The sequence below is a fragment of the Nocardioides halotolerans DSM 19273 genome, assembly GCF_000422805.1.
Classification (GTDB): Bacteria; Actinomycetota; Actinomycetes; order Propionibacteriales; family Nocardioidaceae; genus Nocardioides; species Nocardioides halotolerans.
Genome location: NZ_KE383923.1, coordinates 590813 through 616030, shown reverse-complemented (window position 1 = coordinate 616030; position 25218 = coordinate 590813). Strand labels below are relative to the sequence as shown.

Sequence of the window (25218 nt, the reverse complement as noted above, 5' to 3'; positions counted from 1 at the left end):
TCTCGAAACCACCAAGCCCCCGTGCCGGACCGTGGTAGCTCGGCGGCGACGCTGCGCGCGGGGCTCAGGGGTGGGTCATCGACTCCACGTCGAGGGCCTCGTCGAGCTGGGCCTCGGTGAGCTCGCCGCGCTCGACGTAACCGAGCTTGAGCACCGTCTCGCGGATCGTGGCGCCGTCGGCGAGGGCCTGTTTCGCGATCTTGGCGGCGGCCTCGTAGCCGACGTACTTGTTGAGCGGGGTGACCACCGACGGCGAGGACTCGGCGTACTGCCGCATCCGGACGGCGTCGGCGGTGATCCCGTCGACGCAGCGCTCGGCGAGCACGCGTGAGCAGGCGGCGAGCAGCCGGACCGACTCCAGCACGTTGCGGGCGATGACAGGCATCGCGACGTTGAGCTCGAAGGAGCCGCTCGCGCCCGCGACGGTGACCGCGGCGTCATTGCCGATGACCTGGGCGCACACCATCAGCGTCGCCTCCGGCAGCACCGGGTTGACCTTGCCGGGCATGATGCTCGACCCGGGCTGGAGGTCGGGGAGGTGGATCTCGGCCAGGCCGGTGGTCGGGCCGGACGACATCCAGCGCAGGTCGTTGCAGATCTTGGTCAGGCCCACGGCGTAGGTCTTGAGCACGCCGCTCAGCTCGACCAGCGAGTCGCGGGTGCCCTGGGCCTCGAAGTGGTTGCGTGCCTCGGTGAACGGCTCGCCGGTCGACTCCGAGAGCGCCTCGATCACCGCGGACGGGAAGCCGTCGGGGGTGTTGATGCCGGTGCCGACCGCCGTGCCGCCCAGCGGCAGCTCGCGCACGCGCGGGAGGACCGACTCGAGCCGCTCGGCGGCGTAGCGCACGGTGGCGGCGTAGCCGCTGAACTCCTGGCCCAGCATCACCGGGGTGGCGTCCATGAGGTGAGTTCGGCCGGACTTCACGAGGCCGGCGAACTCCTCGGCCTTCCGCTCCAGCGACGAGCCGAGGACGTCGAGGGCCGGCAGCAGGTCGCCGGTCACCTCGCGCGCCGCGGCGACGTGGATCGCGGTCGGGAAGGTGTCGTTGGACGACTGCGAGGCGTTGACGTGGTCGTTGGGGTGCACCTCGACGCCGGCCCGCGCGGCCAGCGAGGCGATCACCTCGTTGGCGTTCATGTTGGAGCTGGTGCCGGAGCCGGTCTGGAAGACGTCGATCGGGAACGCGTCGTCGTGGTCGCCGGCCGCCACCTCGCGGGCGGCCTTCTCTATGGCGGCGGCCTGCTCCGCCTCCAGCACCCCGAGCGCGCCGTTGGCCCTGGCCGCCGCCGCCTTCACCTCGCCGATGGCGTGCACCAGCGCCGGCTCGATGGGCGTCCCGCTGATCGGGAAGTTCTCGACCGCCCGCTGGGTCTGGGCCCGCCACAGCGCCTCGCGCGGCACCTGGACCTCGCCCATCGAGTCGTGCTCGGTCCGAAACTCCTGCTCAGCCATGCCTCGAACGTACCCAGTGGGCTCAGGGCCGGGCGACGTAGAGCCAGTAGCGCTCGTCACGCTCCTGCAGGCGTACGGCGTGGGGCTGGGCCTCGACCTCGCCGAAGACCTCTCGCAGCGACTCCTCGAGCTCGGCCGACTCCGCAGCCGACCACACGACCAGAGCACCGCCCGACCGCAGGACTCGCCGCGCGTCGGCCAGCGCCGGCGGCTCGTAGAGGGCCGCGTTGGCGGCGTGGACGAGGTAGCCCGGCCCGTTGTCGACGTCGAGCAGCACGAGGTCGTAGGACTCCTCGCGCGCCTCGGCGAGCGCGACCGCGATGTCCGCCACGACCACGGAGACGCGCTCGTCGGCGAGCAGGGCGGGACCGTCCGGCACCACACCGGTGCGCAGCCAGTCGACGAGCGCCTGCTCGATCTCCACGACCGAGCACTTCTCAACGCGGGAGTCGGCAAGCACCTCGTGCATCGTGTAGCCGAGCCCGAGGCCGCCGATCACGACCGCCCGGGGGTCCTCGACCACCTCGAGCGCCGCCTGCGCCATGGCCCGCTCGGTGCTGACCTCGAGCGTGTCCATCACGAAGACGCCGTTGGCGCGCAGCTCGAGAGCCGTCGGCCCGCCGTCGACCGGTCGCCGCTCGCGCAGCACCAGCTCGCCGCGCTCGCTCTCGGCGCGCGCGATCTCGACGTACTCCATCTCGGGGGAGGTCACGTCCCCACCTTGTCAGGCGACCTGGATGGCCTCGATCCGGGTGCCGATCAGTCAAACAGCTCGCTGAGCCAGCTCTCCTTGCGCTTCTTGCGGTACGGCGCGCCGTGGCCGCGCTGGTCGTACCGCTGGTCCCGGCCCTGGTGAGCCTCGTAGCCCTGGGAGCTCGGCGCGGCCGGCGCCGCCGGCGCGTGGGTGAGCGAGCGCTCGATGATCTTGTCGAGCTCGCCGCGGTCGAGCCACACGCCCCGGCAGGTGGGGCAGTAGTCGATCTCGATGCCGCTGCGCTCGCTCATGGTGAGCGTGGTTCCATCGGTCGGGCAGTGCATGGGTCCTCCAGGGTCGGTTGCACCGTCAACGACCGCCCCGCGCCGTTGCGTTCCGGCGCGAGGAGGCACACAGGAACTTCTCAGGGTCGGGCGCGGGCGCGCAAGGCGTAGGTTCAGGTCATGGAGCGTCTCGTCGCCGGCCTCGCCCTCGCCCTGGTCGCCGTGCTGCCCGGCGCCCAGCCCGCGGCTGCCGGCGATCGCCACATCGACTGGGGCATCGCCAACTGGGTGGCCGGCGTGCAGATGACCACGAGCTTCCCGTCGGCGACCGACCCTCACGTGCACGTGCGGTTCAAGCGGGTGGGCGGGAACGGGCAGCGCCAGGTGCGGATGGGGGAGCGGCACAAGCTCGAGGGCTCCCACCGGTGGAGCCCCTACTCCTACGCGAAGCCGGTGAAGCTGCGCGTCGGTGAGAAGACGGTCTTCACCACCGACGGCGCGCTCCCGTGCGAGCCGGCCAAGGAGCCGCTCGGGCTGGTGGTGGACATGCGCATCAAGAAGCCCGGCAAGGCCTGGTCGAGGTGGGAGACCTGGATCTCCGAGGACCACTTCCTCCTCGACTGCACCGAGGACCGCTCCTAGGACCGCACCTAGGACCGCACCCGGATGCCGGTGACGGGGATGGTGACGGTCCCGGCGGGGTCGGTGAAGAAGTCGTTGCCCTTGTCGTCGACCACGATGAACGCCGGGAAGTCCTCGACCTCGATCTTCCAGACGGCCTCCATGCCGAGCTCTTCGTACTCGAGCACCGACACCGACGTGATGCAGTCCTGGGCGAGCCGGGCGGCGGGGCCGCCGATCGACCCGAGGTAGAACCCGCCGTGGGCGTGGCAGGCCTCGGTCACGGCCCGCGAGCGGTTGCCCTTCGCGAGCATCACCAGCGACCCGCCCGCTGCCTGGAACTGCTCGACGTAGGAGTCCATGCGTCCCGCCGTGGTCGGCCCGAACGAGCCCGAGGCGTAGCCCTCCGGTGTCTTGGCCGGACCGGCGTAGTAGACCGCGTGGTCTCGGAGGTAGGCCGGCATCTCCTCGCCCGCGTCGAGCCGCTCCTTGATCTTCGCGTGGGCGATGTCACGGGCGACCACCAGGGGACCGGAGAGCGAGAGCCGGGTCTTGACCGGGTGCCGCGACAGCTCGGCCCGGATCTCGGCCATCGGCCGGTTGAGGTCGATCCGCACCACCTCGCCGCCCGACACGTCCTCGCTCACCGCGGGGTCGGGCAGGTAGTGCGCAGGGTCGGTCTCGAGCTGCTCGAGGAACACGCCCTCGGCGGTGATCTTGCCCAGCGCCTGCCGGTCGGCCGAGCACGAGACCGCGATCGCCACCGGGCACGACGCACCGTGTCGCGGCAGCCGGACGACGCGGACGTCGTGGCAGAAGTACTTGCCGCCGAACTGCGCGCCGATCCCGAACGACTGCGTGAGCTTGAAGACCTCCTCCTCCAGCTCCAGGTCGCGGAAGCCGTGCGCCGACATCGAGCCGGACGTCGGGAGGGCGTCGAGGTAGTGCGCCGACGCGTACTTCGCGGTCTTGAGCGCGAACTCGGCCGACGTCCCGCCGATGACGACCGCGAGGTGGTACGGCGGGCAGGCGGCGGTGCCGAGCGAGCGGATCTTCTCGTCGAGGAACGCCAGCATCCGCGTGGGGTTCAGGACGGCCTTGGTCTCCTGGAACAGGAAGGACTTGTTGGCCGAGCCGCCGCCCTTGGCCATGAAGAGGAACTTGTACTCCGGGCTGCCGTGGTCCTCGGTGGCGTAGATCTCGATCTGCGCCGGCAGGTTCGTGCCGGTGTTCTTCTCGTCCCACGTGGTCAGCGGCGCGAGCTGGGAGTAGCGCAGGTTGAGCCGGGTGTAGGCGTCGTGGACGCCGCGCGCGACCGCCTCGCCGTCGTCGGCGCCGGTCAGCACCCCCTCGGACTTCTTGCCCATCACGATCGCGGTGCCGGTGTCCTGGCACATGGGCAGCACCCCGCCCGCGGAGATGTTCACGTTCTTCAGCAGGTCGAGCGCGACGAAGCGGTCGTTGGCCGAGGCCTCGGGGTCGTCGATGATCCGGCGGAGCTGCGCGAGGTGTGCCGGGCGCAGGTAGTGGGCGATGTCGTGCATCGCCTCCGACGTGAGCCGCTGGATCGCCTCGGGCGCCACCTGCAGGAAGGAGCGGCTCCGGCCGCTGACCGTGGCCTCGAACGTCGAGACGCCCTCGGTGGTGACCAGACGGTACGGCGTCGCGTCGGGCCCGGTCGGTAGCAGGTCGGAGTACAGAAATCGAGGGTCGTCAGCCACGGGCGCCGAGCGTACTGTGAGCGGCGCCGGTTGCGCTCGGGCGTGGTCGATCGTGCAACAACCCAGGAGGTCACGTGAAGGTCCGTAGCTGGTTGGTCACCGTGGTCGCGCTGAGCGCCACCACCGCACTCGCGGCGTGTGCGCCGCCCGATGACGACGACGACAAGGACTCCGGCGGCGGCAAGGACGCCTCGTCGGCCACCTCCGCGGAGGACCTCGGCGGCATGGACGCGCTGGTGAAGGCTGCCCAGAAGGAGGGCAAGCTCAACGTCATCGCGCTGCCGCCCGACTGGGCCAACTACGGCGCGATCATCGACGCGTTCTCGGAGAAGTACGACATCGAGGTGCAGTCCGACCAGCCCGACGCGGCCAGCCAGGACGAGATCAACGCCGCCGACCAGCTCAAGGGCACCGACCGCGCGCCGGACGTGTTCGACCTCGGCCAGTCGGTCGCGCTGGCCAACACCGACAAGTTCGCGCCCTACAAAGTGGCGACGTTCGACGAGATCCCCGACGAGTTCAAGGACGCCGACGGCACGTGGGTCAACGACTACGGCGGCTTCATGTCGATCGGCTACGACTCCAACGTGGTGCCCGACGTCACGACGATGGACGACCTGCTCGGCCCGGACTTCAAGGGCAAGGTCGCCCTCAACGGCGACCCGACCGCGGCCGGTGCGGCGTTCAGCGGCGTGCTGATGGCCTCGGTCGCCAACGGCGGCTCGGCCGACGACATCGCGCCGGGCGTGGACTTCTTCAAGCGGGTCAAGGAGGCCGGCAACTTCCTGCCGATCGACCCGACCGCCGCGACGATCGAGTCCGGGCAGACCCCGGTGGTCATCGACTGGGACTACCTCAACGCCGCGGAGACCGCCAAGCTGCCCACCTGGAAGGTCGTGGTGCCGGAGGGCGCCGCGATCGCGGGCTACTACTTCCAGGCGATCAACGCGGACGCTCCGCACCCCGCCGCCGCCCGGCTCTGGCAGGAGTTCCTCTACAGCGACGAGGGCCAGAACCTCTGGCTGGCCGGCGGCGCCCGGCCGGTGCGCGCCGACGCGATGGCCGAGGCGGGCACCATCGACCAGGAGAAGTACGACGCCCTGCCGGCGGTCGAGGGTGACCCGGTGATCCCGACCAACGAGCAGACCGAGGCGATGGCCGCCTACCTGGCCGAGAACTGGGCAAAGGCGATCGGCTGAGCACGACGGCCCCGGTGGCGGCCACCACCGCCACCACGCCACCAGCACCGGCGGGCCGGCGCCTCAGCGTCGGCCCGTCGGTCGGGTTGCTCCCGTTCCTGGCCTACCTCGCCGTCTTCCTGGTCGTGCCGACCGCGACCGTGCTGGTCGGCGCGTTCCAGGACGACAACGGCGGCTTCTCGCTCGACAAGATCAGCAAACTCACCGACGAAACGCCGCTCCACGTCCTGCGCGAGAGCCTGCTGCTGTCGTTCATCTCCGCGGCGGTCGGGGCCGTGCTCGGCGCGATCCTGGCCTACCTGGTCGTCACGGCGCCGCCGACCAGCGTGCTGCGGCGCGTGGTCACCGCGGTGTGCGGCGTGCTCGCGCAGTTCGGCGGCGTCACGCTGGCGTTCGCATGGATCGCGACGCTCGGTTTCGGCGGCCTGCTCACCACGCTGCTCGCGGACACGATCGGCACCGACCCCAACGGCATCTCGCAGCTCTACGAGCTGCCCGGGCTGGTGCTCGTCTACACCTACTTCCAGATCCCGCTGATGGTGATCGTGTTCCTGCCGGCGCTCGAAGGGCTGCGGCCGCAGTGGCGCGAGGCCGCGGTCAACCTCGGGGCCACGACCTGGCAGTACTGGACCCAGGTCGCCTTCCCGCTGCTGCGGCCGGCGTTCCTCGGCTCCTCGCTGCTGCTGTTCGCCAACGCGTTCGCGGCGTACGCCACGGCCGCGGCGCTGGTGAGCCAGGGCTCGCCGATCCTGCCGCTGCTGATCCGCAACTCCCTCACCAGCGAGATCGTGCTGGGCGAGCACAACTTCGCCTACGCGCTCGCGCTGGAGATGGTCGTGGTGGTGGCCATCGTGATGTCGCTCTACGCGTGGCTGCTCAAGCGGACGTCGAGGTGGCTGTCGTGACGGGCGGCGGCGCCGCGGCCTGGCGGGTGCTGCGCTGGCTCCTGCTGCTGGTCTTCGGCGCGTTCTTCGCGATCCCGCTCCTCGCGCTCCTGAACTTCAGCACCAAGAACCCCGCCACCAAGGAGCGGACCGGTGCCGCGTGGCAGGCGCTCACCGAGGACCCGACCATGACCGACGCCATCACGACGTCGTTGCTGCTCGCGGCGCTGACCGTGGTGGGCATGATCGTGCTCCTGGTGCCGACGATGATCTGGGTCCGGTTGCGGGTGCCCGGGGCGACCCGGCTCGTGGAGTTCCTCTGCCTGCTCCCGCTCACCATCCCCGCGCTGGTCATCGTGGTCGGGCTCAAGAACGTCTACGCATGGGTCAACTACCTCGTCGGCGACTCCGCGCTCACGCTGGCGTTCGTCTACGTCGTGCTGGTGCTGCCCTACGCCTACCGCGCGATCGACTCCTCGCTGTCCTCGCTCGACGCGACGACGCTCGCCGAGGCGGCCCGGTCGCTCGGGGCGAGCTGGTTCACCGTCATCACGCGGGTGATCCTGCCCAACCTGTGGTCCGGCGTGCTGGGTGCGGCGTTCATCGCCGTGGCGCTGGTGCTGGGGGAGTACACGATCTCCTCGCTCACCCACTACAACACGCTGCCGGTCGTCATCGTCCAGATCGGCAAGGTCAACGCACCGGAGTCCATGGCGGCCGCCCTGGCGTCGCTGCTGTTCGCCGCGATCCTGCTCATGGCGCTGTCGTTGCTCGACCGCCGCCGCCACCTGTCTCACGGAGGTCGCTGATGTCCACCGCCCCAGAAGCGTCCGGCGGCACCGGCGTCGCCGTCCAGATGACCGGTCTGCGACGGTCCTACGGCGACGTGCACGCTCTCGACGGCCTCGACCTGCACATCGAGCCGGGCGAGATGGTCGTGCTGCTCGGCCCCTCCGGCTGCGGCAAGACCACGGCGCTGCGGATCCTCGCCGGCCTCGAGCGGCAGGACGCCGGCACCATCAGCGTCGGCGGAAAGGACCTGACCCGGGTCCCGGCCAACAAGCGTGACATGGGGATGGTCTTCCAGGCCTACAGCCTGTTCCCGCACCTCACCGTGCTCGACAACGTCGCTTTCGGGCTCAAGCTGCGCGGGCGCTCGCGCGCGGAGCGGCGCCAGCGGGCCGGCGACATGCTCGACATGGTCGGCCTGGGCCAGCACCACGACCGCTACGCCAACCAGCTGTCCGGCGGGCAGCAGCAGCGGGTGGCCCTGGCGCGGGCGCTCGCCATCGAGCCCGCCGTGCTCCTCCTCGACGAGCCGCTGTCGGCGCTCGACGCCAAGGTGCGGGTCCAGCTGCGCGACGAGATCCGCCGGGTCCAGCTCGACGTCGGCACCACCACGCTCTTCGTCACCCACGACCAGGAGGAGGCGCTCGCGGTGGCCGACCGCGTCGGTGTCATGCACGCCGGCCGCCTCGACCAGCTGGCGCCGCCCGCCGAGCTCTACGCCGCGCCGGCGACGCCGTTCGTCGGCTCGTTCGTGGGGCTGAGCAACCGGGTCCCGGCCACGGTGACCGACGGGCGGGCCGACGTCCTCGGCACCGCCGTGCCGGTGCTGGCCGGCTCGGCGGCGGGCTCCGGAGTCGCCCTGGTGCGGCCCGAGTCGGTGCGGGTCGTGCCCGACGCCGGCGGCGCCGCCACGGTGGCGGCCGTGGCCTTCCTCGGGCCGGTCTCGCGGGCCACCGTGACGCTGGCCGACGGCACGCTGGTGATCGCCCAGCTGGCGAGCTCGGAGGCCGCCGCGCTCCACGTGGGCCAGCGGGTCGCGCTCTCGGTCGAGCCGGTGCCGGTGCTCGTCGTCGCCGACTGAGAGCCTCGAGCACCGCACTAGGCTTGGCGCATGGCGGGTGAGCTGCAGCAGCCGGCAGGGTCCGACCCCGCCCGGCTGCGGATCTCCGACTCCGAGCGCCACCAGGTCGCCGAGATCCTGCGGCAGGCGGCGGGGGAGGGGCGGCTCGACCTCGACGAGCTCGACCAGCGCCTCGAGGCGACGTACGCCGCCCGCACCTATGCCGACCTGGTGCCGATCACGCTCGACCTGCCGACGCACCCGCACCAGCGGCCGGTGGTGGCGCCCGCCGCGGCTCTGCCCGACGTCGTGCCGGGGGCCGAGAAGGAGAGCCACTTCGCGGTCCTGAGCGGCCTGCGACGCACCGGCGTCTGGGTGGTGCCGCGACGGATGACCATCCTCGCGCTGATGGGCGGCGCCGAGCTCGACCTGCGGCGCGCGAAGTTCGCGGCCCACGAGGTCGTGATCACCATCAACGCCATCATGGGCGGCGCCCAGGTCATCGTGGGACCGACGACCCGGGTGCACATGGAGGGCACCGGGATCATGGGCGGCTACTCGGGACCGTCGGGTCTCGTCGACGCCACCCTCGACGACAGCTCGCCGGTCGTGCGCATCAAGGGCGTCGCGATCTGGGGCGGTGTGAGCGTGGAGCGCAAGCACCTCTGAGGCGGCCCTTCCGTGGACCCGGGGTGGACAGACGGGCATCGAGCGACTAGACGTGATGTACGGGACCACTCGGGAGGGCGCCCATGACACGGTCACCAGCACGGTCATCAGCACGGTCACCAGCACAGCGACAGCTCGGCACCGCGGCGAGGTCTCGGCCACGGCGGAGCCTGGCCGCCGGCGCGGCGGCGGTGCTGCTGTGCACCGGGCTGGCCGCCTGCTCGGGAGGCTCCGGCAAGCCGACGCTGAACTGGTACGTGAACCCCGACGGGGTCGACACCCTCAAGGCGCTCGCGTCGTCGTGCAGCACCGCTGACTACGACATCGAGATCCAGCTGCTGCCCTCCGGCGCGACCGACCAGCGCACCCAGCTCGCGCGGCGCCTGGCGGCCAAGGACTCCTCGACGGACCTGATGAGCCTCGACCCGGTCTTCGTGGCGGAGTTCGCCAACGCGAAGTGGCTGGAGCGACTCCCGGACGACGCCGCGAGCAAGGCCACCGACGACGACGTCCTCGCGGGCGCCGCCGAGACCGTGACCTGGGACGACGGCGTCTACGCCTTCCCGCAGTGGGCCAACACCCAGGTGCTGTGGTACCGCAAGTCGCTCGCGGCAGCGGGCGGGCTCGACATGACCCAGCCGGTCACCTGGGACCAGATCATCGACGCCGCCGCCGACAACGGTGGCACGGTCGGCGTCCAGGCGAACAAGTACGAGGCGTACGTCGTGCTCATCAACGCCCTCATCCAGGGCGCCGGCGGCGACATCATCTCGGACAACGAGGCCGGCAAGGACGCGAAGATCGACATCGACTCCGACGCTGGTCGCGACGCCGCCGCGGTGATCCAGAAGCTGGCCTCGTCGAAGGCGGCGCAGCCCGACCTCACCACCAGCAACGAGGGCACCAGCCTCGGGCAGATGTTCGGCGGGGCCGGCGAGTTCATGACGAACTGGACCTTCGTCTACAAGAACTACGAGGGCCTGGTCGACAGTGGCGACATCACCGCGGACGAGTTCGCGGACCTCGGCTGGGCGCGCTACCCGGCGACCGTGGAGGGCGAGGAGTCCAAGCCGCCCATCGGCGGCATCGACATCGGCGTCGGCGCGTTCTCCAAGCACACCGACTTCGCGCTCGAGGCGGCCGCGTGCGTCACCTCCTCGGAGGCCCAGGTCGACCTCGCGGTCAACGAGGGGCTGATGCCCTCGCGGACGTCGGCCTACGAGACGCCCGAGCTGGCCGAGGCCTACCCGCCCGACCTGCTCCAGCTCTTCAGCGAGAGCGTCGACAGCGGCGGGCCGCGGCCGAAGAGCTCCTACTACGCGACGATCTCCGCCGCCGTGCAGAGCGTGTGGCACTCGCCGACCTCCGTCGACCCCGACAAGACCCCGGAGGAGTCGGCGAAGTTCCTCCGAGACGTCCTCGACGGGAAGGCCTTGCTGTGACCGCCGTGACCGCTCCACCGCGGAGCGAAGGGGCGGCCAAGCCCGAGCTCAGCGACCGCGCCCGTGCCGAGACGCGGCTGGGACAACGCCTGGTGGCGCCGGCCATCGTGCTGATGCTGGTCGTCACGGCGTTCCCGATGATCCGGGCGCTCTACCTCTCGCTGTTCAGCTACTCGCTGACCGCCCCGGAGGACCGGGAGTTCGTCGGGCTGAGCAACTACCTGACGGCGCTGACCGACTCGCTGTTCTGGCGCGACACCTTCGTCACCGTGCTCTACATGCTGGTGACGGTCAGCGTCGAGCTCGTCATCGGCTTCGTGTTCGCGATGGTCATGCACCGGGTGGTCTTCGCGAGGGGCGTCATCCGGACCTCGATCCTGATCCCCTACGGCATCATCACCGTGGTCTCCGGCTTCGCGTGGCAGTTCGCGTTCAGCTTCCAGAACGGCTTCGTCAACGACTGGCTGCCGTTCCTCGACACCGACTTCAACTGGTTCGGCGACACCACGCCCGCGGTGATCGCCATCATGGTATCGGAGATCTGGAAGACCACGCCGTTCATGTCGCTGCTGCTCCTCGCCGGCCTGGCGCAGGTCTCGGAGGACATGATCGAGGCCGCCAAGGTCGACGGTGCCACCTGGTGGCAACGGTTGTGGAAGGTGATCCTGCCCAACATGCGGGCGGCGATCATGGTCGCGGTCCTGTTCCGAGCGCTCGACGCCTACCGCATCTTCGACAACATCTTCGTGATGACGTCGGGTGCGGTGAACACCGAGTCGATCTCCTTCCTGACCTACCGCCAGACGATCGAGCAGTTCCAGCTCGGGATCGGGTCCGCGCTGTCGGTGCTGCTGTTCCTGTCGGTCCTGGTGATCGCGTGGCTGATCGTCAAGCTGTTCAAGGTCGACCTCGCCGCCGCTCGGCAGGAGGGCTGAGATGCGCCAGAAGATCGGAACCGTCATCGGCTGCGCGCTGATCCTCGCCTGGTGCCTGCTGCCGGTCGCGTGGATCATCTCGCTGTCGTTCAAGTCGCAGACCGCGATCACCAACGGCAGCCCCGGGTTCCTCCCGGCGTCCGGCGACAGCGCGGGCTGGCAGAACTACCAGGACGTCCTCGACAACGACCAGTTCCGCCGGGCGATCATCAACTCGGTCGGCATCAGCCTCATCGCGACGGCGCTGTCCGTCATCATCGCGACTCTCGCGGCGTACGCCATCGCGCGGCTGGAGTTCCAGGGCAAGAAGTTCGTGCTGACCACGGCGCTGGCGATCGCGATGTTCCCGGTCGTCTCGCTGGTGGGCCCGCTGTTCGACATGTGGCGGACCTTCGGCCTCTACGACACCTGGCCGGGGCTGATCATCCCCTACATGTCGTTCACGCTGCCACTGGCGATCTGGACCCTGTCGGCGTTCTTCCGGGAGATTCCCTGGGAGATGGAGCAGGCGGCGCAGGTCGACGGCGCCACCTCCTGGCAGGCGTTCCGCAAGGTGATCGTCCCGCTCGCGGCACCGGGGGTGTTCACGGCGGCGATCCTGACGTTCTTCTTCGCGTGGAACGACTTCGTGTTCGGGATCTCGCTGACCTCGACGGAGCGGGCGCGTCCGATCCCGGCCGCGCTGTCGTTCTTCGTCGGCTCCGACCCGTTCAACCGGCCGGCGTCGCTGCTGGCCGCGGGAGCCGTCGTGTCGACGATCCCGATCATCGTCATCGTCCTGATTTTCCAGCGCAAGATCGTGGCCGGCCTGACCTCCGGCGCAGTGAAGGGTTGACCGATGGCAGCCATCGAGATGAAGAACATCGTCAAGAGGTACGGCGACGGGTTCCCGGCCGTGAACGACGTCAGCATCGACGTCGCCGACGGGGAGTTCGTGATCCTCGTCGGTCCGTCGGGCTGCGGGAAGTCGACCCTGCTGCGGATGATCGTGGGCCTCGAGGACATCACCGAGGGCGAGATGGTCATCGGCGGCAAGGTGGTCAACGACCTGGCCCCGCGCGAGCGCAACCTCGCGATGGTGTTCCAGAACTACGCCCTCTACCCGCACCTGAGCGTCTACGAGAACATCGCCTTCCCGCTGCGGCTGGCCAAGGCCGACGACAAGACCGTGGACGAGAAGGTGCGCGAGGCGTCCAGGACGCTCGAGCTCGACGAGCACCTCGAGCGCAAGCCGGGCAACCTCTCGGGTGGCCAGCGCCAGCGCGTCGCCATGGGCCGCGCCATCGTGCGCGACGCCGACGCGTTCCTCTTCGACGAGCCGCTGTCCAACCTCGACGCCAAGCTGCGCGGCCAGATGCGCAGCGAGATCTCGCGGCTGCAGAAGAAGCTCGGCATCACCACGGTCTACGTCACCCACGACCAGACCGAGGCGATGACGCTGGGCGACCGGGTCGCCGTGCTCAAGCGGGGGCTGCTGCAGCAGCTGGCGACCCCGCGCGAGCTCTACGGCAACCCGGGCAACCTCTTCGTGGCCGGCTTCATCGGGTCGCCGCCGATGAACTTCCTACCCGCCACGGTGACGGGCACCTCGGTCGAGCTGCCGTTCGGCACGGTCGAGATCTCCCCGGAGAAGGCCGAGCGCGCCGCCGACAAGGGCCTCCTCATCGCCGGGATCCGGCCGGAGGCGTTCGAGGACGCGTCGGTGGTCGACCCCTCGCGCAAGGGATCGACGTTCCGGGCGACCGTCGACGTCGTGGAGTGGCTGGGCAACGAGGCCTACGCCTACATCCCGTTCGAGGCGCCGCCCGAGGTGCGCGAGCAGCTGGAGCAGCTCGAGCGCGACCTCGACGGCGAGGCCCTGCGCACCCAGCTCGTCGTGGGCCTCGACGGGTCCAGCACGATCGCCGAGGGCGACGAGGCCGAGATCTGGGTCGACACGTCCAAGATGCACCTGTTCGACCCCGCCACGGGCGAGAACCTCACGGTGGACCGCGCGAACGCCGGCGAGATCTCCCAAGCGGCGACCGGGCGCCCGGCCGACTGATCGTCCGGGTCAGGCGGTCGGCGGCGGGCCGGTGCTCCCGCGCGCCAGCAACGTGGTCGGGAGGATCACCTGGGCGGGGTGCCACCCGCCCTTCGCCGCACCCGGCGCCAGCGCGTCGAGCACCAGCCGCGCCGCCAGCCGACCCTGCTCCACCACCGGCTGCGCCACCGTGGTGAGGTCGAAGAACCCGGCCAGCTCGTGGTCGTCGATGCCGACCACCGACACGTCGTGCGGCACGCGCAGGCCGAGCTCGCGGGCGGCGCGGAGCACGCCGATCGCCATCTCGTCGGACGCCGCGAAGATAGCCGTGGGCCGGTCGGGCCGGTCGAGCAGTCGCCGGCCGGCGTCGATGCCGCCGGGCAGGGTGAACCCGCCGTCGACCTCGAGGCTCGGGTCGTGCGCGAGGCCGGCGGAGCGCAGCGTGCCCCGGTAGCCCGCCTCGCGGGCGTTGGGCGCGGTGACGTCGAGCTCGCCCGGGCCACCCACGTAGGCGATGCGCCGGTGGCCGAGCTCGACGAGGTGACCCGTCGCCGTGCAGGCGGCGGCCTCGTCGTCGATGCGGACCGTCGACCAACCCGGCACGTCGGCGCCGACGAACGTCACGGGCCGGCCCAGGGCGGTGAGGCGCGTCAGCTCGTCGTCGGTGGGCTGGAGGCTCAGCACGAGGACGGCGTCGACGCGCTTGGTCAGCCGGCCGCCCTCGAAGACGCGGTGCCGCGCGGCACCCGAGCCGGCGAGGTTGTAGAGGAGCAGGTCGTAGCCGCCCTCCCGCAGCACCTCTTCCGCGCCCTGGACCACGGAGGCGAAGAACCAGCGGGTCACGAACGGCACGACGACGGCGACCGTGCGGGTCCGGCCGCTCGCCAGTCCGGCGGCCCCGGGTGAGGGCACGTAGCCCAGCTGCTTCGCCGTCCGCTGGACCCGCTGCCGGGTCTCGTCGGAGACCCCGGGCAGCCCGCGCAGCGCCCGGGACACGGTCGCCGTCGACATCTCGAGCTCGCGCGCGACGTCCTTGATGCCCGTCATCGTGGGAGCGCTCCCGCGAACCGGCCCGGGTGGGTTAGGTTGGGCCGGTGGTGGACACGGTGCGCAGCAGCCTCCCCGACGGATCGAGCCTCGCCTACGGCGTCGCCACTGCGGCGTACCAGATCGAGGGGGCGGTGGCCGAGGACGGTCGCGGCGCGTCGATCTGGGACACCTTCGCGGCCCGTCCCGGGGCGGTGAAGGACGGGCTCGACGGCTCGGTAGCCTGCGACTCCTACCACCGCTACGAGGAGGACCTCGACCTCGTCGCCGCCGTGGGCGCCGGCTGGTACCGCTTCTCGATCGCCTGGCCGCGGATCGTGCCCGAGGGGGTCGGGCGGGTCGAGACGCGCGGCCTCGACTACTACGACCGGCTCGTCGACGCCGCGCTCGCACGCGGCCTGTCCCCGACGGCGACGCTCTACCACTGGGACCTGCCGCAGGCCCTCGAGGACCGCGACGGGTGGCTCAACCGCGACACCGCGGAGGCCTTCGCCGACTACGCGATGGTCGTCCACGACCGGCTCGGCGACCGCGTCGGTGTCTGGGCCACGCACAACGAGCCGTGGTGCGCGGCCTACCTCGGCTACTCCGCGGGCGTGCACGCCCCGGGCCGGCGCGAGGGCGGTGCCGGACACCGGGCGGCGCACCACCTGCTGCTCGGTCACGGCCTGGCCGCGGAGCGCCTGCACGCCGCCGGCGTCGAGGACCTCGGCATCGTGCTCAACCTGGCGCCGTTCTGGCCGGAGGACCCGGACGACCCGGAGCTGGTCGCCGCCACCGACGGGATCGACGCGATACGCAACAGGGTCTGGCTCGGCCCGCTCGTCGACGGCCGTTACGACGACGGGCTGCTCGCCGTCGCTCCGGAGCTCGCCGACACCGACCTGGTCCGCGACGGCGACCTGGCGCTGGTGCAGGGGTCCGCCGACTGGGTCGGCGTGAACTACTACACGCCGTTCCGCACCGCCGCGCCCGGCGCCGCCGCCCGGCACCCCGAGGCCGACGCCTACCCGGGGTCCGCGCCGGTGTCGTTCGTCGTCCGCGAGCCCCGCACCGACATCGGCTGGGAGGTCGACGCGTCCGGGCTCGAGGAGCTCCTGGTCGACACGTCCGCGCGCACGGGCCTGCCGGTCCTGGTGACCGAGAACGGCGCCGCCTACCCCGACGAGACCCTCGACGACCAGGACCGGATCGCCTACCTGCGCGACCACATCGCCGCGACCGAGCGGGCGCGGCAGGGCGGCGCGGACGTCCGTGCGTACATCGTGTGGACCCTCCTGGACAACTTCGAGTGGGCCGAGGGCTACACCAAGACCTTCGGCATCGTGCACGTCGACCCGCAGGGTCCGACGCGGACGCCCAAGGCGTCCTTCCACTGGCTGGCGGAGCACCTGAACAGCTCCTCAGTCGGCGTCGGGGTCACCCCTTGACGCTTCCGGCCAGCAGCCCGCGCACGAAGTAGCGCTGGAGGGCCAGGAAGACGATCAGGGGGACGACCAGGGACACGAACGCGCCGGCCGACAGCAGGTGCCAGTCCTGGCCGCGGGTGCCGGACAGCTCGGCCAGCCGCACCGTCAGCGGCGACACGTCGAGGCTGCCACCGCCGAAGACCAGGGCGACGAGCAGGTCGTTCCAGACCCAGAGGAACTGGAAGATGCCGAACGCCGCGATGGCGGGGGCCATCAGGGGCAGCATGATCCGGCTGAAGATCTGGACGTGCCCGGCGCCGTCGACCCGCGCCGACTCGATGAGCTCGCCCGGGATCTGCGACATGAAGTTGTGCAGCAGGTAGATCGCCAGCGGCAGCGCGAAGATCGAGTGCGAGAGCCAGATCGTGTAGAAGCCGCCACCGGGGGCGTCGCCGCCCGCGAGCGGAGCCAGGTTGAACGGCGGCTGCACGTAGAGCTTGAGCAGCGGGATCATCGTGACCTGGATCGGCACGATCTGCAGCGCGAAGACCGCGACGAACAGGAGGTCGCGGCCCGGGAACTTGATCCACGCGAACGCGTAGGCGGCGAGCACCGCCAGCGAGATCGGGATCAGCACCGAGGGGATCGTGATCACGATGGTGTTGATGAAGTAGGTCGCCAGGTCGACGTCGGTGCCCTTGAGCACCGCGCGGTAGTTCTCGGTGGTGAAGGGGCCGGTGAGCCCGGTCCACCAGCCGCTGGTCTTGACGTCGTCCTCGGAGCGGAACGACGAGATGAGGAGGCCCGCCGTCGGCAGGGTCCACAGCACCGCGATGACCACCGCGGCCAGGGACGCCCACGGGGACGACAGCGCCTTCTTGGCGTTGGACGCGGCGCTCGTCTGGGCTGCGAGCGCCTGCTCGACCGAGACGTCGGGATCGGCGATGGTCATCAGGCACCCAGCTTTCGCAACTGACGGACGTTGTAGACGACGATCGGCAGGACGAGGACGAAGATCAGCACGGCGAGCGCCGCACCGAGGCCGGCGTTGTTCGAGCGGAAGCTCTGCACGTAGAACTCGTAGGCCAGCACGCTGGTGTCGAAGTTGCCGCCCGTCGCCGTACGCACGATGTCGAAGGCCTTCAGCGTCGTGATGCTGATGGTCGTGAGCACCACGATCAGCGAGGGCCGGATGCTCGGGACCGTGATGTAGCGGAACATCTTGAGCCCGCTGACCCCGTCGAGCCGGGCCGCCTCGACGATGTCCTCGGGGATCGCCTTGATCGACGCGGAGAGGAGTGTCATCGCGAAGCCGGCCTGGACCCAGATCATGATCACGATCAGGAACAGGTTGTTCCACGGCTCGTTGAGCAGGAAGTTGTAGGTGTCGAAGCCGAGCGACTTCAGGACCTGGTTGGCCAGCCCGATCTGGTCGTTCTCATTGTCCTTGTAGGCGTAGACGAACTTCCAGATGATCGACGCGCCCACCAGGGAGATCGCCATCGGCAGGAAGACGAGCGCCTTCGCGAACTTCTCCATCCGGGCCCGGTCGACCAGCACGGCGTAGACGAGGCCGATGAAGGTGGACAGCGTCGGCACCAGCGCGACCCACAGCGCGGTGTTGCGCAGCACCTTGAGCTGCTGGCTGTCGGTGAAGACGGTGTGGTAGTTGTCGAGACCGACGAACTCCGTCTGGGTGTTGTCCTTGAACGACGTGATAATCGTGCTGATCGCGGGGTAGAGCAGCCCGACCGCGATGAGCAGCACGGCGGGCAGCACGAAGGCGGCGAACTGGATGCGCTCGCCGCTGCGCGACCGCAGCCGCGAGGTCACCAGCAGGATCAGGGCGACGACGCCGAAGAAGACGGCGACGCAGATCACCAGCTGTACGAACTTCTCACCTGCAGACATCAACTCTCCCGAGGTCTCGAGCGGCGGGCGCCGCCGGGGCCGGTCGTGGGACGCATCGGCGGCGAGGGTCGCGGCCGTTCAGCGCTGGGCGAGCCCCGGCCCGGTCCCGGCCGGCACGAGGCCGGCCGGGACCCGGGTCGGGTCAGGCGTCACTCAGGATCAGGGCCAGCTGCTCTCGATGTGGTCGAGAGTGTCGGCCGTGCTCTGACCGGTGATCCAGGCGGTCATCTCCTTCCAGAAGGAGTTCGCGCCCACCTCTCCGGGCATCTGGTCCGAACCGTCGAAGCGGAAGACCGCGTCGGGGTCCTGGAGGATCTGACCGGAGAGCTGGTCGATCGGGCTGACGAGGTTCTCCACCTGGAGACCCTTGTTGGCGCTCACCCAGCCGCCGCCCGGCGTGTTCTTGGCCTTCTCGTTGGCCCACACGTCGGTCGACAGGTAGGTCTGGAGGGCCTGGACGACGGTGTCGTCGGAGAACGCCGTCACGAACTCGCCGCCACCGAGGACCGGTCGCCCGAAGTCCTCGCTCACGGTGGGCAGGTAGAAGGCGAACACGTCGCCGTCCTCGGCCACGTTGGTGCCCTCGGGCCAGTTGGCGGCGTAGAAGCCCGCCTGGCGGTGCATGGCGCACTTGCCGTCGAGGATCGGCAGACCGCCCTCCTGGAACGCCGTGGTGGCGATCGACTTCACGTCGCCGATGCCGCCGTTGACGTACTTGTCGTTCTTGAGGATGCCGCCGACCTGGTCGAGCGCCTCGGCGATCTGCGGGTCGTTGAACGGCACGTCGTGGCTGACCCAGTCGTCGTAGACGTCGGGCCCGGCCGTGCGGAGCAGCACGTCCTCGAGCCAGTCGGTGGCGGGCCAACCGGTGGCCTCACCGGACTCGATGCCGGCGCACCACGGCTTGATGCCGCTGGCCGCGATGGTGTCGGAGAGGGCGAGCATGTCGTCCCAGGTCTCCGGGACCTCCCAGCCGTTGTCGGCGAACATCGACGGCGAGTACCACACGAACGACTTCACGTTCGCGCCCAGCGGCGCGGCGTACAGCTTGTCGTCGACGCTGCCGTAGGCGCGCCAGTCCTCGCCGAAGAACTCATCGACGTTGTCGGAGACCTGCGAGGGCGCCTCGACGACCTTGCCCGTCGCGACCAGGGTCTTCAGCAGACCGGGCTGCGGGACGAACGCGATGTCCGGCGGGTTGCCGGCCTGCACACGCACGGGCAGCTGGGCCTCGAACTCCTTGGAGCCTTCGTACTTGACCTTCGCACCCGTGCACGTGGTGAAGAGCTTGTAGGAGTCCTTCTGGGCCTGGTCCTCAGGAGCGACGATGGAGGTGTAGACCCCCACCTCCTTGCCGGACAGGTCGCCGAAGTCGGCGAGCTGCTCCAGGTCCTTGCACTCGGTCTTGTCGGCGCCGGGCCAGGTGCCGCTGGCGCCACCGCCGTCGTCGTCGTCGGCACAGCTCGCCAGAGCAAGCCCCGCGCCCAGCACCGCGGCAGCCAGGGCCGCCACTCGACGCGTGTTGCGTGTTCGCATGCCTCTTCCTCTCTTCATGGGTCAGCAGGTTTGTCGCGTTCTCTCCCGACCGCCCTGCCCGCTCCGTTACGAGCATGTAAACGCTTACGCCCAGGGTGGTCAAGAAGCGTGGATAACGTTTCTGTAACGCACGTCACATTCCGTGGGAACGCTCCCACGACAGGACTCCGGCGTCAACCCACCGCCCCTCCGGACGGACGCTCTATCGCGCGGAGCGCGGTGCCACCTAGGGTGACCCGCGTCACTTCACTACGGATCGTCCGGCACGTACCTGCCGGTGAAGGGAGCGCACCACCATGGCAACAGTGACGTTCGAGAAGGCACAGCGCTGGTATCCCGGGGCGGACAAGCCCGCGGTGCCCGGCATCTCGCTCGAGATCGGCGACGGGGAGTTCATGGTCCTCGTCGGCCCCTCGGGCTGCGGCAAGTCCACGACCCTGCGGATGCTCGCCGGGCTCGAGGAGGTCAACCAGGGAAAGATCTACATCGGTGACCGCGACATCACCGACATGCCGCCCAAGGACCGCGACATCGCGATGGTCTTCCAGAACTACGCGCTGTACCCGCACATGAGCGTGGCCGACAACATGGGCTTCGCGCTGAAGATGGCGAAGGTGCCGGTCGAGGAGCGGAAGAAGCGCGTCCAGGAGGCCGCCAGGATCCTCCAGCTCGAGGACTATCTCGAGCGCAAGCCCAAGGCCCTCTCGGGCGGCCAGCGCCAGCGCGTCGCCATGGGCAGGGCCATCGTCCGCCAGCCGCAGGTCTTCTGCATGGACGAGCCGCTGTCGAACCTCGACGCCAAGATGCGCGTCGCGACCCGCACCGACATCGCCAAGCTCCAGGCCGACCTGGGCGTCACCACCGTCTACGTCACCCACGACCAGGTCGAGGCGATGACGATGGGCGACCGGGTGGCCGTCATGAACCTCGGCGAGCTGATGCAGGTCGACACGCCTCTCGGGCTCTACGACAAGCCGAAGAACCTGTTCGTCGCCGGCTTCATCGGCTCACCGCAGATGAACCTGCTCGAGGCCAAGGCGGCCGACGGCCAGGCCAAGATCGGCGGCTACCTCGTCCCGGTCGACCCCGCGGCGTCCAAGAAGATGCAGGGCAACATCACCGTCGGCGTGCGCCCCGAGTCGTGGCGGATCGTCTCGGCCAACGAGGGCGGCCTGCCGATCAACGTCACCGTGGTCGAGGAGCTCGGTGCCGACAGCTTCGTCTACGGCACCTGCGACGTCGAGGGCACGCCGAGCAACGTGATCGTGCGGGTCAGCGCCCGCGACTCGGTGCACAAGGGCGACGTGATCTACGTGACCACCGACCCCAAGGACGTGCACGTCTTCGACACCGAGACCGGCTCCCGCCTGTCTGACTGAGACGTTGACCCGGCGCGAACTTCGCGCCGGGTCGACCTGAGACGGACCCACTACGTCGACCCGGCGCGAAGTTCGCGCCGGGTCAACGTGCCTGTGCGCGGTCGGCGGTGCGGCGGATCGCGTCGGCGAAGGTCTCGTGGAGCGCCGGGGGGAGGTCGTGGCCCATGCCGTCGATGAGCAGCAGCTCGGCGCCGGGGATGGCGGCCGCGGTCGCGCGTCCGCCCGAGGGGTGCACCATCTTGTCGCTGAGGCCGTGCACGACCAGCGTCGGCATCGTGAGGGCGCGCAGCCTCGGCGAGCGGTTGGGCTGGGTGAGCACCGCCATCATCTGGCGCAGCGTGCCGCTGGTCGTGACGCCGCGGTCGTAGGTCTCGGCGGCCTCGGCGCGGGTGCGCTCCTCGGAGACCGGGTAGCCGGGTGAGCCGATCAGCTTCCAGGTCTTCACGCTCGCTTCGATGTAGCCCGCGCGGCCCGCACGACGGCCGAGCAGGCTCGGGAGCAGCGACGGGTGCTGCCAGCCGACCGTCCGCTTGCCGGTCGTCGACATGACGCTCACCAGCGACCGCACCCGCTCGGGGTGCTCGATCGCCATCGTCTGCGCGATCATCCCGCCCATCGACACGCCGCAGACGTGGGCGGACTCGATGCCGAGGTGGTCGAGGAGCCCGAACGCGTCGGCGGCCAGGTCGCTCATGGAGTACGGCGCCCGCACCCGCCGGCCGGTCGCGGCACGGAACAGCATCCCGCGGGTGACCCGGCCGACGCCGCGGCTGGAGCGCCCTGCGTCGCGGTTGTCGAAGCGGATCACGTGGAAGCCGCGGTGGGCGAGCATCCGGCACAGCTCGGGGTCCCACCACGTCATCGGACCGCCGAGACCCATGACGAGGAGGAGAGGCTCCTCGTCCGGGGTACCGAAGGTCTGGTAGCAGAGCTCCACCTCACGCCCGACCGGGGCGAAGAGCTCCTCGGAAACGGTGACGGTCACGATGCAGAGTCAATCAAACGGACCGATGTCCGACGCCTCGAGGTCAGCAGGCCGTAACCTCCGGTGCGTGGGGCAGTCAGCGTCGACCGGCTCCCGTCAGGAGGACCCGCCCGGGACCCTGGGCTCCTTCCTCCTGCCGGAGGGGTTCACGCGTCCCCGGACCCTCGAGGTGCTGCGCGAGGGCAGCGTCCTGCTCGAGGCCGGCCGCTTCGCGGTGGGGTCGCTCGAGGAGCGCCGCCGGCGCCGGGCCACGTCGTACGCCACCCGTCACGAGGCCCGCTCCGAGGAGCCGGTGATCCTCGTCCCGGGGTTCATGGCCGGTGACCTGACCCTGCGCGCGATGAGCCGGACCCTGCGCCGCCGCGGCTTCCGCACCTACCGCTCCCACATCCGTGCCAACGTCGGCTGCACGCTCACCGCGGCCGCGGAGCTCGAGTCCCGCATCGAGTCGATCGCGATCCGGCGCGGCACCCGGGTGCACATCGTCGGGCACAGCCTGGGCGGGCTGCTGGCCCGCGGCCTGGCCGTGCGCCGGCCCGACCTCATCTCCGGCATCGTCACCATGGGTAGCCCGATGCTCGCGCCCGGCGCGCACCACGAGCTGCTCACCACCGGCGTCGAGGTGCTCGTCCGGCTCAGCCGGGCCGGCGTGCCGGGGCTGATGTCGGAGGAGTGCGTCGCCGGCAGCTGTGCGCGGCAGAGCTTCGAGGAGAGCCGGCAGCCCGTGCCTGCCGACGTCTCGTTCACGGCGATCTACTCGCGCCGCGACGCGATCGTCGACTGGCGCGCGTGCGTCGACCCGGAGGCGCACGCGGTGGAGGTGACCGCCTCCCACGTCGGGATGGCGCTCGACCCGCGGGTCATCGACGTGGTCACCGAGGCGCTCCGCCTGCCGGCGTACGCCGGGTCAGTGCTCGAAGTCGATCGCGGAGAAAGCGCGTAGCTTCGAGAGCTGGTGCTCGCTCTTGATCGAGCGGATGGTGCCGCTGCGCGAGCGCATCACGAGCGAGTCGGTGGTGCAGCCGCCCGCGCGGTAGCGGACCCCGCTCATCAGGTCGCCGTCGGTGATGCCGGTGGCGACGAAGAAGCAGTCGTCGCCGGTGACCAGGTCGTCGGTGGTGAGGACGTGGTCGGGGTCGAGGTTGTGGCCGGCGTCGAGCGCCTTCTGCCGCTCGGCGTCGTCCTGCGGGCGCAGCTGGGCCTGGATGACGCCGCCGGTGCACTTCATCGCGCACGCCGCGATGATCCCCTCGGGCGTGCCGCCGGTGCCGAGCAGCAGGTCGACGCCGCTGCCCGGGCGGGCCGCGGAGATCGCGCCCGCGACGTCGCCGTCGACGATGAACTTGATCCGGGCCCCGGTCGCGCGGATCTCCTCGACCAGGTGCTGGTGGCGGGGCCGGTCGAGGACGACCACGGTGATGTCCTCGGGCTTGGTGCCCTTGGCCTTCGCGACCTGGTGGATGTTCTCGGCCACGGGGTAGCGCAGGTCGACGACGTCGGCCGCCTCGGGGCCGGTCACGAGCTTCTCCATGTAGAAGACGGCGGACGGGTCGTACATCGAGCCGCGCGGGGCCACCGCGAGCACCGCGACGGCGTTGCTCATGCCCTTGGCCGTCAGTGTGGTGCCGTCGATCGGGTCCACGGCGACGTCGCACTCCGGGCCGGTGCCGTCGCCCACCCGCTCGCCGTTGTAGAGCATCGGCGCGTTGTCCTTCTCGCCCTCGCCGATGACCACGACGCCGTCCATGCCGATGGTCGCGATCATCACCCGCATCGCGTTGACCGCGACGGCGTCGGCGCCGTTCTTGTCGCCCCGGCCGACCCATCGGGCGGCCGCCATCGCCGCGGCCTCGGTCACCCGGACCAGCTCGAGGGCGAGGTTGCGGTCCGGCGACTGGGGGAGGGGGACCAGGCTGTCGGGCTCCATGCCCGGAGCCTAACGGGACACCAGGGAGAGGGTTCCCACCCCGAGGAGCAGTGAGGCCGGGGTGATCGCCAGCGAGACGCGGTGGAACGCCGCGTTGCTCACCCGCCGCCCGGCCCGGGCGAGGGTGCGACGCCACAGCAGGTTGGCAAGCGACCCCGTCCACGTCAGCCCGGAGCCGATGTTGAGCCCGAGCAGCGCCGCCAGCACGGCGGTCGTGCCGAGCGGGGCCACCATCGGCACGAGCAGGATCGTCGCCGAGAGGTTGGTGAGCAGGCTCGCGAGCACGGTCGCGAGCACGGCAACGGCGAGCAGGGCGAGGAACGACGTGCTGTCCGGCACCAGCCGAGCGACCAGGTCACCCAGGAAGCCGTCGGCCACCGCCGCGACCGCCAGGCCGAGCGCCACCACCAGCAGGGCGAACGACGGGTGGGCGGCCCGGGCGACGTCGCGCGGCCGGACCAGCCGGCGCGCGCCGGCCCAGACCACGAGCACGAGCGCCGCCCCCGACGATGCCCACGCCGGGGCGACGTCCCAGCGCGAGAGCACCGCGAAGGCCACGAGCATGAGCGCGACCACCACCACGGGCACCAGTGGCACCGGCGGGCCGTCGACGTCACCGTGCTCGGGCTGCTGGGTCGTGAGCTCGCCGCGGAACAGCAGCCGCAGGCCGACGTACTCCACGACGAGGACGACGAGCAGCACCGGCGCCATCCGGGCCGCGAAGCCGACGAAGTCGAGGTCGAGGTGGGGGAGTGCGAGGAGGTTGGTGAGGTTGGAGACCGGGAGCAGCAGCGAGGCGGAGTTCGCCATCCGCAGGCAGGCGAACGCGCCCGGGCGGTAGGAGGTGCCGAGCGCGGCCGCGGCTCCGACGACGATCGGCGTGAGCAGCACGACGGTCGCGTCGAGGCTGAGCACCGCGGTGACGAGCGCGGCGAGCAGGAAGACGCCGAGCAGCAACCGGTCCGGCCGGCCGCCACCGGCACGGCCCACGAGCCGGGCCGCGGCCGCGAACACGCCCGCGCGGGCGCACACGTCGGCGACGACGAGGATCGTGACCAAGAAGACGACGACGGGGAACAGCTCGCGGACTGTGTCGACCAGCGCGTGCCGGTCCACCAGGCCGGTGGCGAGCACCGCGACGCCGGCTGCGACCGCGACGCCGGCCTCCTGGCGCCAGGGCAGGTGGAGGATCGCGGTGACGAGCAGGGCGCCCAGGGCGGCCAGGGCGACCGCGTCCGCGAGGGCCGCGG

Annotated in this window: 24 protein-coding genes; 13 read left to right on the top strand and 11 right to left on the bottom strand. The window is 70.6% G+C overall.

The annotated features are described in order from the left end of the window. Nucleotides 1-64 precede the first annotated feature (64 nt). The 3 genes from G514_RS0117820 to G514_RS0117810 are packed head-to-tail and all read right to left on the bottom strand — an operon-like array spanning nucleotide 65 to nucleotide 2458. Nucleotides 65-1453, bottom strand: coding sequence for a class II fumarate hydratase (locus G514_RS0117820; protein ID WP_028652864.1), 1389 nt, complete (start codon nucleotides 1451-1453; stop codon nucleotides 65-67). A gap of 22 nt (nucleotides 1454-1475) precedes the next feature. After that, the gene (locus tag G514_RS0117815) at nucleotides 1476-2165 is read right to left on the bottom strand and encodes a spermidine synthase (protein ID WP_036565149.1); all 690 of its coding nucleotides are present in this window, start codon (nucleotides 2163-2165) and stop codon (nucleotides 1476-1478) included. Nucleotides 2166-2212: 47 nt separating this feature from the next. Beyond that, nucleotides 2213-2458 (bottom strand): TFIIB-type zinc ribbon-containing protein, encoded by a 246-nt coding sequence (locus G514_RS0117810; protein WP_245582255.1) that lies wholly within the window; start codon nucleotides 2456-2458, stop codon nucleotides 2213-2215. Nucleotides 2459-2611: 153 nt separating this feature from the next. On the opposite strand from G514_RS0117810, the gene G514_RS0117805 reads away from it, so the two are divergent. Continuing rightward, nucleotides 2612-3073, top strand: a complete 462-nt coding sequence (locus tag G514_RS0117805; RefSeq protein ID WP_028652861.1) for a hypothetical protein — start codon at nucleotides 2612-2614, stop codon at nucleotides 3071-3073. Between the two features lie 8 nt (nucleotides 3074-3081). Here G514_RS0117805 and G514_RS0117800 read toward each other — a convergent pair whose 3' ends face one another. Next, on the bottom strand, nucleotides 3082-4773 hold the full coding sequence (locus tag G514_RS0117800) for a fumarate hydratase (protein WP_028652860.1): 1692 nt from the start codon (nucleotides 4771-4773) through the stop codon (nucleotides 3082-3084). Nucleotides 4774-4847: 74 nt separating this feature from the next. Here G514_RS0117800 and G514_RS0117795 point away from each other — a divergent pair, with 74 nt between their 5' ends. The 9 genes from G514_RS0117795 (at nucleotide 4848) to G514_RS27530 (ending at nucleotide 13795) form a co-directional block, all read left to right on the top strand. Then, nucleotides 4848-5972 carry an ABC transporter substrate-binding protein gene (locus G514_RS0117795; RefSeq protein ID WP_157544951.1) on the top strand — a complete coding sequence of 375 codons (1125 nt, stop codon included), beginning with the start codon at nucleotides 4848-4850 and terminating at the stop codon, nucleotides 5970-5972. A gap of 14 nt (nucleotides 5973-5986) precedes the next feature. After that, the gene (locus G514_RS27540) at nucleotides 5987-6877 is read left to right on the top strand and encodes an ABC transporter permease (protein WP_036565145.1); all 891 of its coding nucleotides are present in this window, start codon (nucleotides 5987-5989) and stop codon (nucleotides 6875-6877) included. Then, nucleotides 6841-7665 (top strand): ABC transporter permease, encoded by an 825-nt coding sequence (locus G514_RS0117785; protein WP_245582254.1) that lies wholly within the window; start codon nucleotides 6841-6843, stop codon nucleotides 7663-7665. The genes G514_RS27540 and G514_RS0117785 overlap by 37 nt, the downstream gene beginning before the upstream one ends. Further along, nucleotides 7665-8726 (top strand): ABC transporter ATP-binding protein, encoded by a 1062-nt coding sequence (locus tag G514_RS0117780; protein ID WP_028652857.1) that lies wholly within the window; start codon nucleotides 7665-7667, stop codon nucleotides 8724-8726. Before G514_RS0117785 ends, G514_RS0117780 begins: the two co-directional genes overlap by 1 nt. 30 nt (nucleotides 8727-8756) lie before the next feature. Continuing rightward, on the top strand, nucleotides 8757-9374 hold the full coding sequence (locus G514_RS27535) for a DUF1707 SHOCT-like domain-containing protein (RefSeq protein ID WP_051247647.1): 618 nt from the start codon (nucleotides 8757-8759) through the stop codon (nucleotides 9372-9374). A 191-nt stretch (nucleotides 9375-9565) separates the two neighbouring features. Beyond that, nucleotides 9566-10816, top strand: a complete 1251-nt coding sequence (locus G514_RS0117770) for an extracellular solute-binding protein (protein ID WP_051247646.1) — start codon at nucleotides 9566-9568, stop codon at nucleotides 10814-10816. 5 nt (nucleotides 10817-10821) lie between these two features. Then, on the top strand, nucleotides 10822-11751 hold the full coding sequence (locus G514_RS0117765) for a carbohydrate ABC transporter permease (protein ID WP_245582253.1): 930 nt from the start codon (nucleotides 10822-10824) through the stop codon (nucleotides 11749-11751). Nucleotide 11752: 1 nt separating this feature from the next. Further along, a complete protein-coding gene (locus G514_RS0117760) occupies nucleotides 11753-12586 on the top strand; it encodes a carbohydrate ABC transporter permease (protein WP_036565140.1) in 834 nt (277 codons plus the stop codon). A 3-nt stretch (nucleotides 12587-12589) separates the two neighbouring features. Then, nucleotides 12590-13795, top strand: a complete 1206-nt coding sequence (locus G514_RS27530; protein ID WP_036565138.1) for an ABC transporter ATP-binding protein — start codon at nucleotides 12590-12592, stop codon at nucleotides 13793-13795. A gap of 9 nt (nucleotides 13796-13804) precedes the next feature. On the opposite strand, the gene G514_RS0117750 is transcribed toward G514_RS27530, so the two are convergent. Further along, nucleotides 13805-14821 carry a LacI family DNA-binding transcriptional regulator gene (locus G514_RS0117750; RefSeq protein ID WP_028652853.1) on the bottom strand — a complete coding sequence of 339 codons (1017 nt, stop codon included), beginning with the start codon at nucleotides 14819-14821 and terminating at the stop codon, nucleotides 13805-13807. 47 nt (nucleotides 14822-14868) lie between these two features. On the opposite strand from G514_RS0117750, the gene G514_RS0117745 reads away from it, so the two are divergent. After that, nucleotides 14869-16251: a GH1 family beta-glucosidase gene (locus G514_RS0117745; RefSeq protein WP_028652852.1), complete on the top strand. Its 1383-nt coding sequence runs from the start codon at nucleotides 14869-14871 to the stop codon at nucleotides 16249-16251. On the opposite strand, the gene G514_RS0117740 is transcribed toward G514_RS0117745, so the two are convergent. The 3 genes from G514_RS0117740 to G514_RS0117730 all read right to left on the bottom strand — a co-directional run bounded on the left by G514_RS0117740 (nucleotide 16241) and on the right by G514_RS0117730 (nucleotide 19677). Next, nucleotides 16241-17182 carry a carbohydrate ABC transporter permease gene (locus tag G514_RS0117740; protein WP_028652851.1) on the bottom strand — a complete coding sequence of 314 codons (942 nt, stop codon included), beginning with the start codon at nucleotides 17180-17182 and terminating at the stop codon, nucleotides 16241-16243. The two genes, G514_RS0117745 and G514_RS0117740, sit on opposite strands and share 11 nt — an antisense overlap. Further along, complete coding sequence (locus G514_RS0117735; protein WP_028652850.1) at nucleotides 17182-18141, bottom strand: carbohydrate ABC transporter permease; 960 nt, start codon at nucleotides 18139-18141, stop codon at nucleotides 17182-17184. Before G514_RS0117735 ends, G514_RS0117740 begins: the two co-directional genes overlap by 1 nt. A 159-nt stretch (nucleotides 18142-18300) precedes the next feature. Next, complete coding sequence (locus G514_RS0117730; RefSeq protein WP_028652849.1) at nucleotides 18301-19677, bottom strand: ABC transporter substrate-binding protein; 1377 nt, start codon at nucleotides 19675-19677, stop codon at nucleotides 18301-18303. Nucleotides 19678-19973: 296 nt separating this feature from the next. Between G514_RS0117730 and G514_RS0117725 the strand changes: the two genes are divergently transcribed. Next, entirely contained in the window at nucleotides 19974-21056 is a 1083-nt protein-coding gene (locus G514_RS0117725; protein WP_028652848.1) for an ABC transporter ATP-binding protein, read from the top strand. An 82-nt stretch (nucleotides 21057-21138) separates the two neighbouring features. On the opposite strand, the gene G514_RS0117720 is transcribed toward G514_RS0117725, so the two are convergent. Then, nucleotides 21139-22041 (bottom strand): alpha/beta fold hydrolase, encoded by a 903-nt coding sequence (locus G514_RS0117720; protein WP_036565134.1) that lies wholly within the window; start codon nucleotides 22039-22041, stop codon nucleotides 21139-21141. 67 nt (nucleotides 22042-22108) lie between these two features. On the opposite strand from G514_RS0117720, the gene G514_RS29455 reads away from it, so the two are divergent. After that, on the top strand, nucleotides 22109-22984 hold the full coding sequence (locus G514_RS29455; RefSeq protein ID WP_051247644.1) for an alpha/beta hydrolase: 876 nt from the start codon (nucleotides 22109-22111) through the stop codon (nucleotides 22982-22984). Here G514_RS29455 and glpX read toward each other — a convergent pair. Continuing rightward, nucleotides 22949-23968 (bottom strand): class II fructose-bisphosphatase, encoded by a 1020-nt coding sequence (glpX, locus tag G514_RS0117710; protein WP_028652846.1) that lies wholly within the window; start codon nucleotides 23966-23968, stop codon nucleotides 22949-22951. The two genes, G514_RS29455 and glpX, sit on opposite strands and share 36 nt — an antisense overlap. A gap of 9 nt (nucleotides 23969-23977) precedes the next feature. Then, nucleotides 23978-25150 carry an SLC13 family permease gene (locus G514_RS30450; RefSeq protein WP_281167634.1) on the bottom strand — a complete coding sequence of 391 codons (1173 nt, stop codon included), beginning with the start codon at nucleotides 25148-25150 and terminating at the stop codon, nucleotides 23978-23980. Nucleotides 25151-25218 lie beyond the last annotated feature (68 nt).

Bases quoted from the DNA above. Each gene is read 5' to 3' on its own strand.
- G514_RS0117760 (WP_036565140.1), top strand. From the start codon at position 11,753: ATGCGCCAGAAGATCGGAACCGTCATCGGCTGCGCGCTGATCCTCGCC.
- G514_RS27530 (WP_036565138.1), top strand. From the start codon at position 12,590: ATGGCAGCCATCGAGATGAAGAACATCGTCAAGAGGTACGGCGACGGG.
- glpX (WP_028652846.1), bottom strand. From the start codon at position 23,968: ATGGAGCCCGACAGCCTGGTCCCCCTCCCCCAGTCGCCGGACCGCAAC.
- G514_RS0117750 (WP_028652853.1), bottom strand. From the start codon at position 14,821: ATGACGGGCATCAAGGACGTCGCGCGCGAGCTCGAGATGTCGACGGCG.
- G514_RS0117780 (WP_028652857.1), top strand. From the start codon at position 7,665: ATGTCCACCGCCCCAGAAGCGTCCGGCGGCACCGGCGTCGCCGTCCAG.
- G514_RS27535 (WP_051247647.1), top strand. From the start codon at position 8,757: ATGGCGGGTGAGCTGCAGCAGCCGGCAGGGTCCGACCCCGCCCGGCTG.
- G514_RS0117735 (WP_028652850.1), bottom strand. From the start codon at position 18,141: ATGTCTGCAGGTGAGAAGTTCGTACAGCTGGTGATCTGCGTCGCCGTC.
- G514_RS0117725 (WP_028652848.1), top strand. From the start codon at position 19,974: ATGGCAACAGTGACGTTCGAGAAGGCACAGCGCTGGTATCCCGGGGCG.
- G514_RS0117730 (WP_028652849.1), bottom strand. From the start codon at position 19,677: ATGCGAACACGCAACACGCGTCGAGTGGCGGCCCTGGCTGCCGCGGTG.
- G514_RS0117740 (WP_028652851.1), bottom strand. From the start codon at position 17,182: ATGACCATCGCCGATCCCGACGTCTCGGTCGAGCAGGCGCTCGCAGCC.
- G514_RS0117820 (WP_028652864.1), bottom strand. From the start codon at position 1,453: ATGGCTGAGCAGGAGTTTCGGACCGAGCACGACTCGATGGGCGAGGTC.
- G514_RS0117810 (WP_245582255.1), bottom strand. From the start codon at position 2,458: ATGAGCGAGCGCAGCGGCATCGAGATCGACTACTGCCCCACCTGCCGG.
- G514_RS0117805 (WP_028652861.1), top strand. From the start codon at position 2,612: ATGGAGCGTCTCGTCGCCGGCCTCGCCCTCGCCCTGGTCGCCGTGCTG.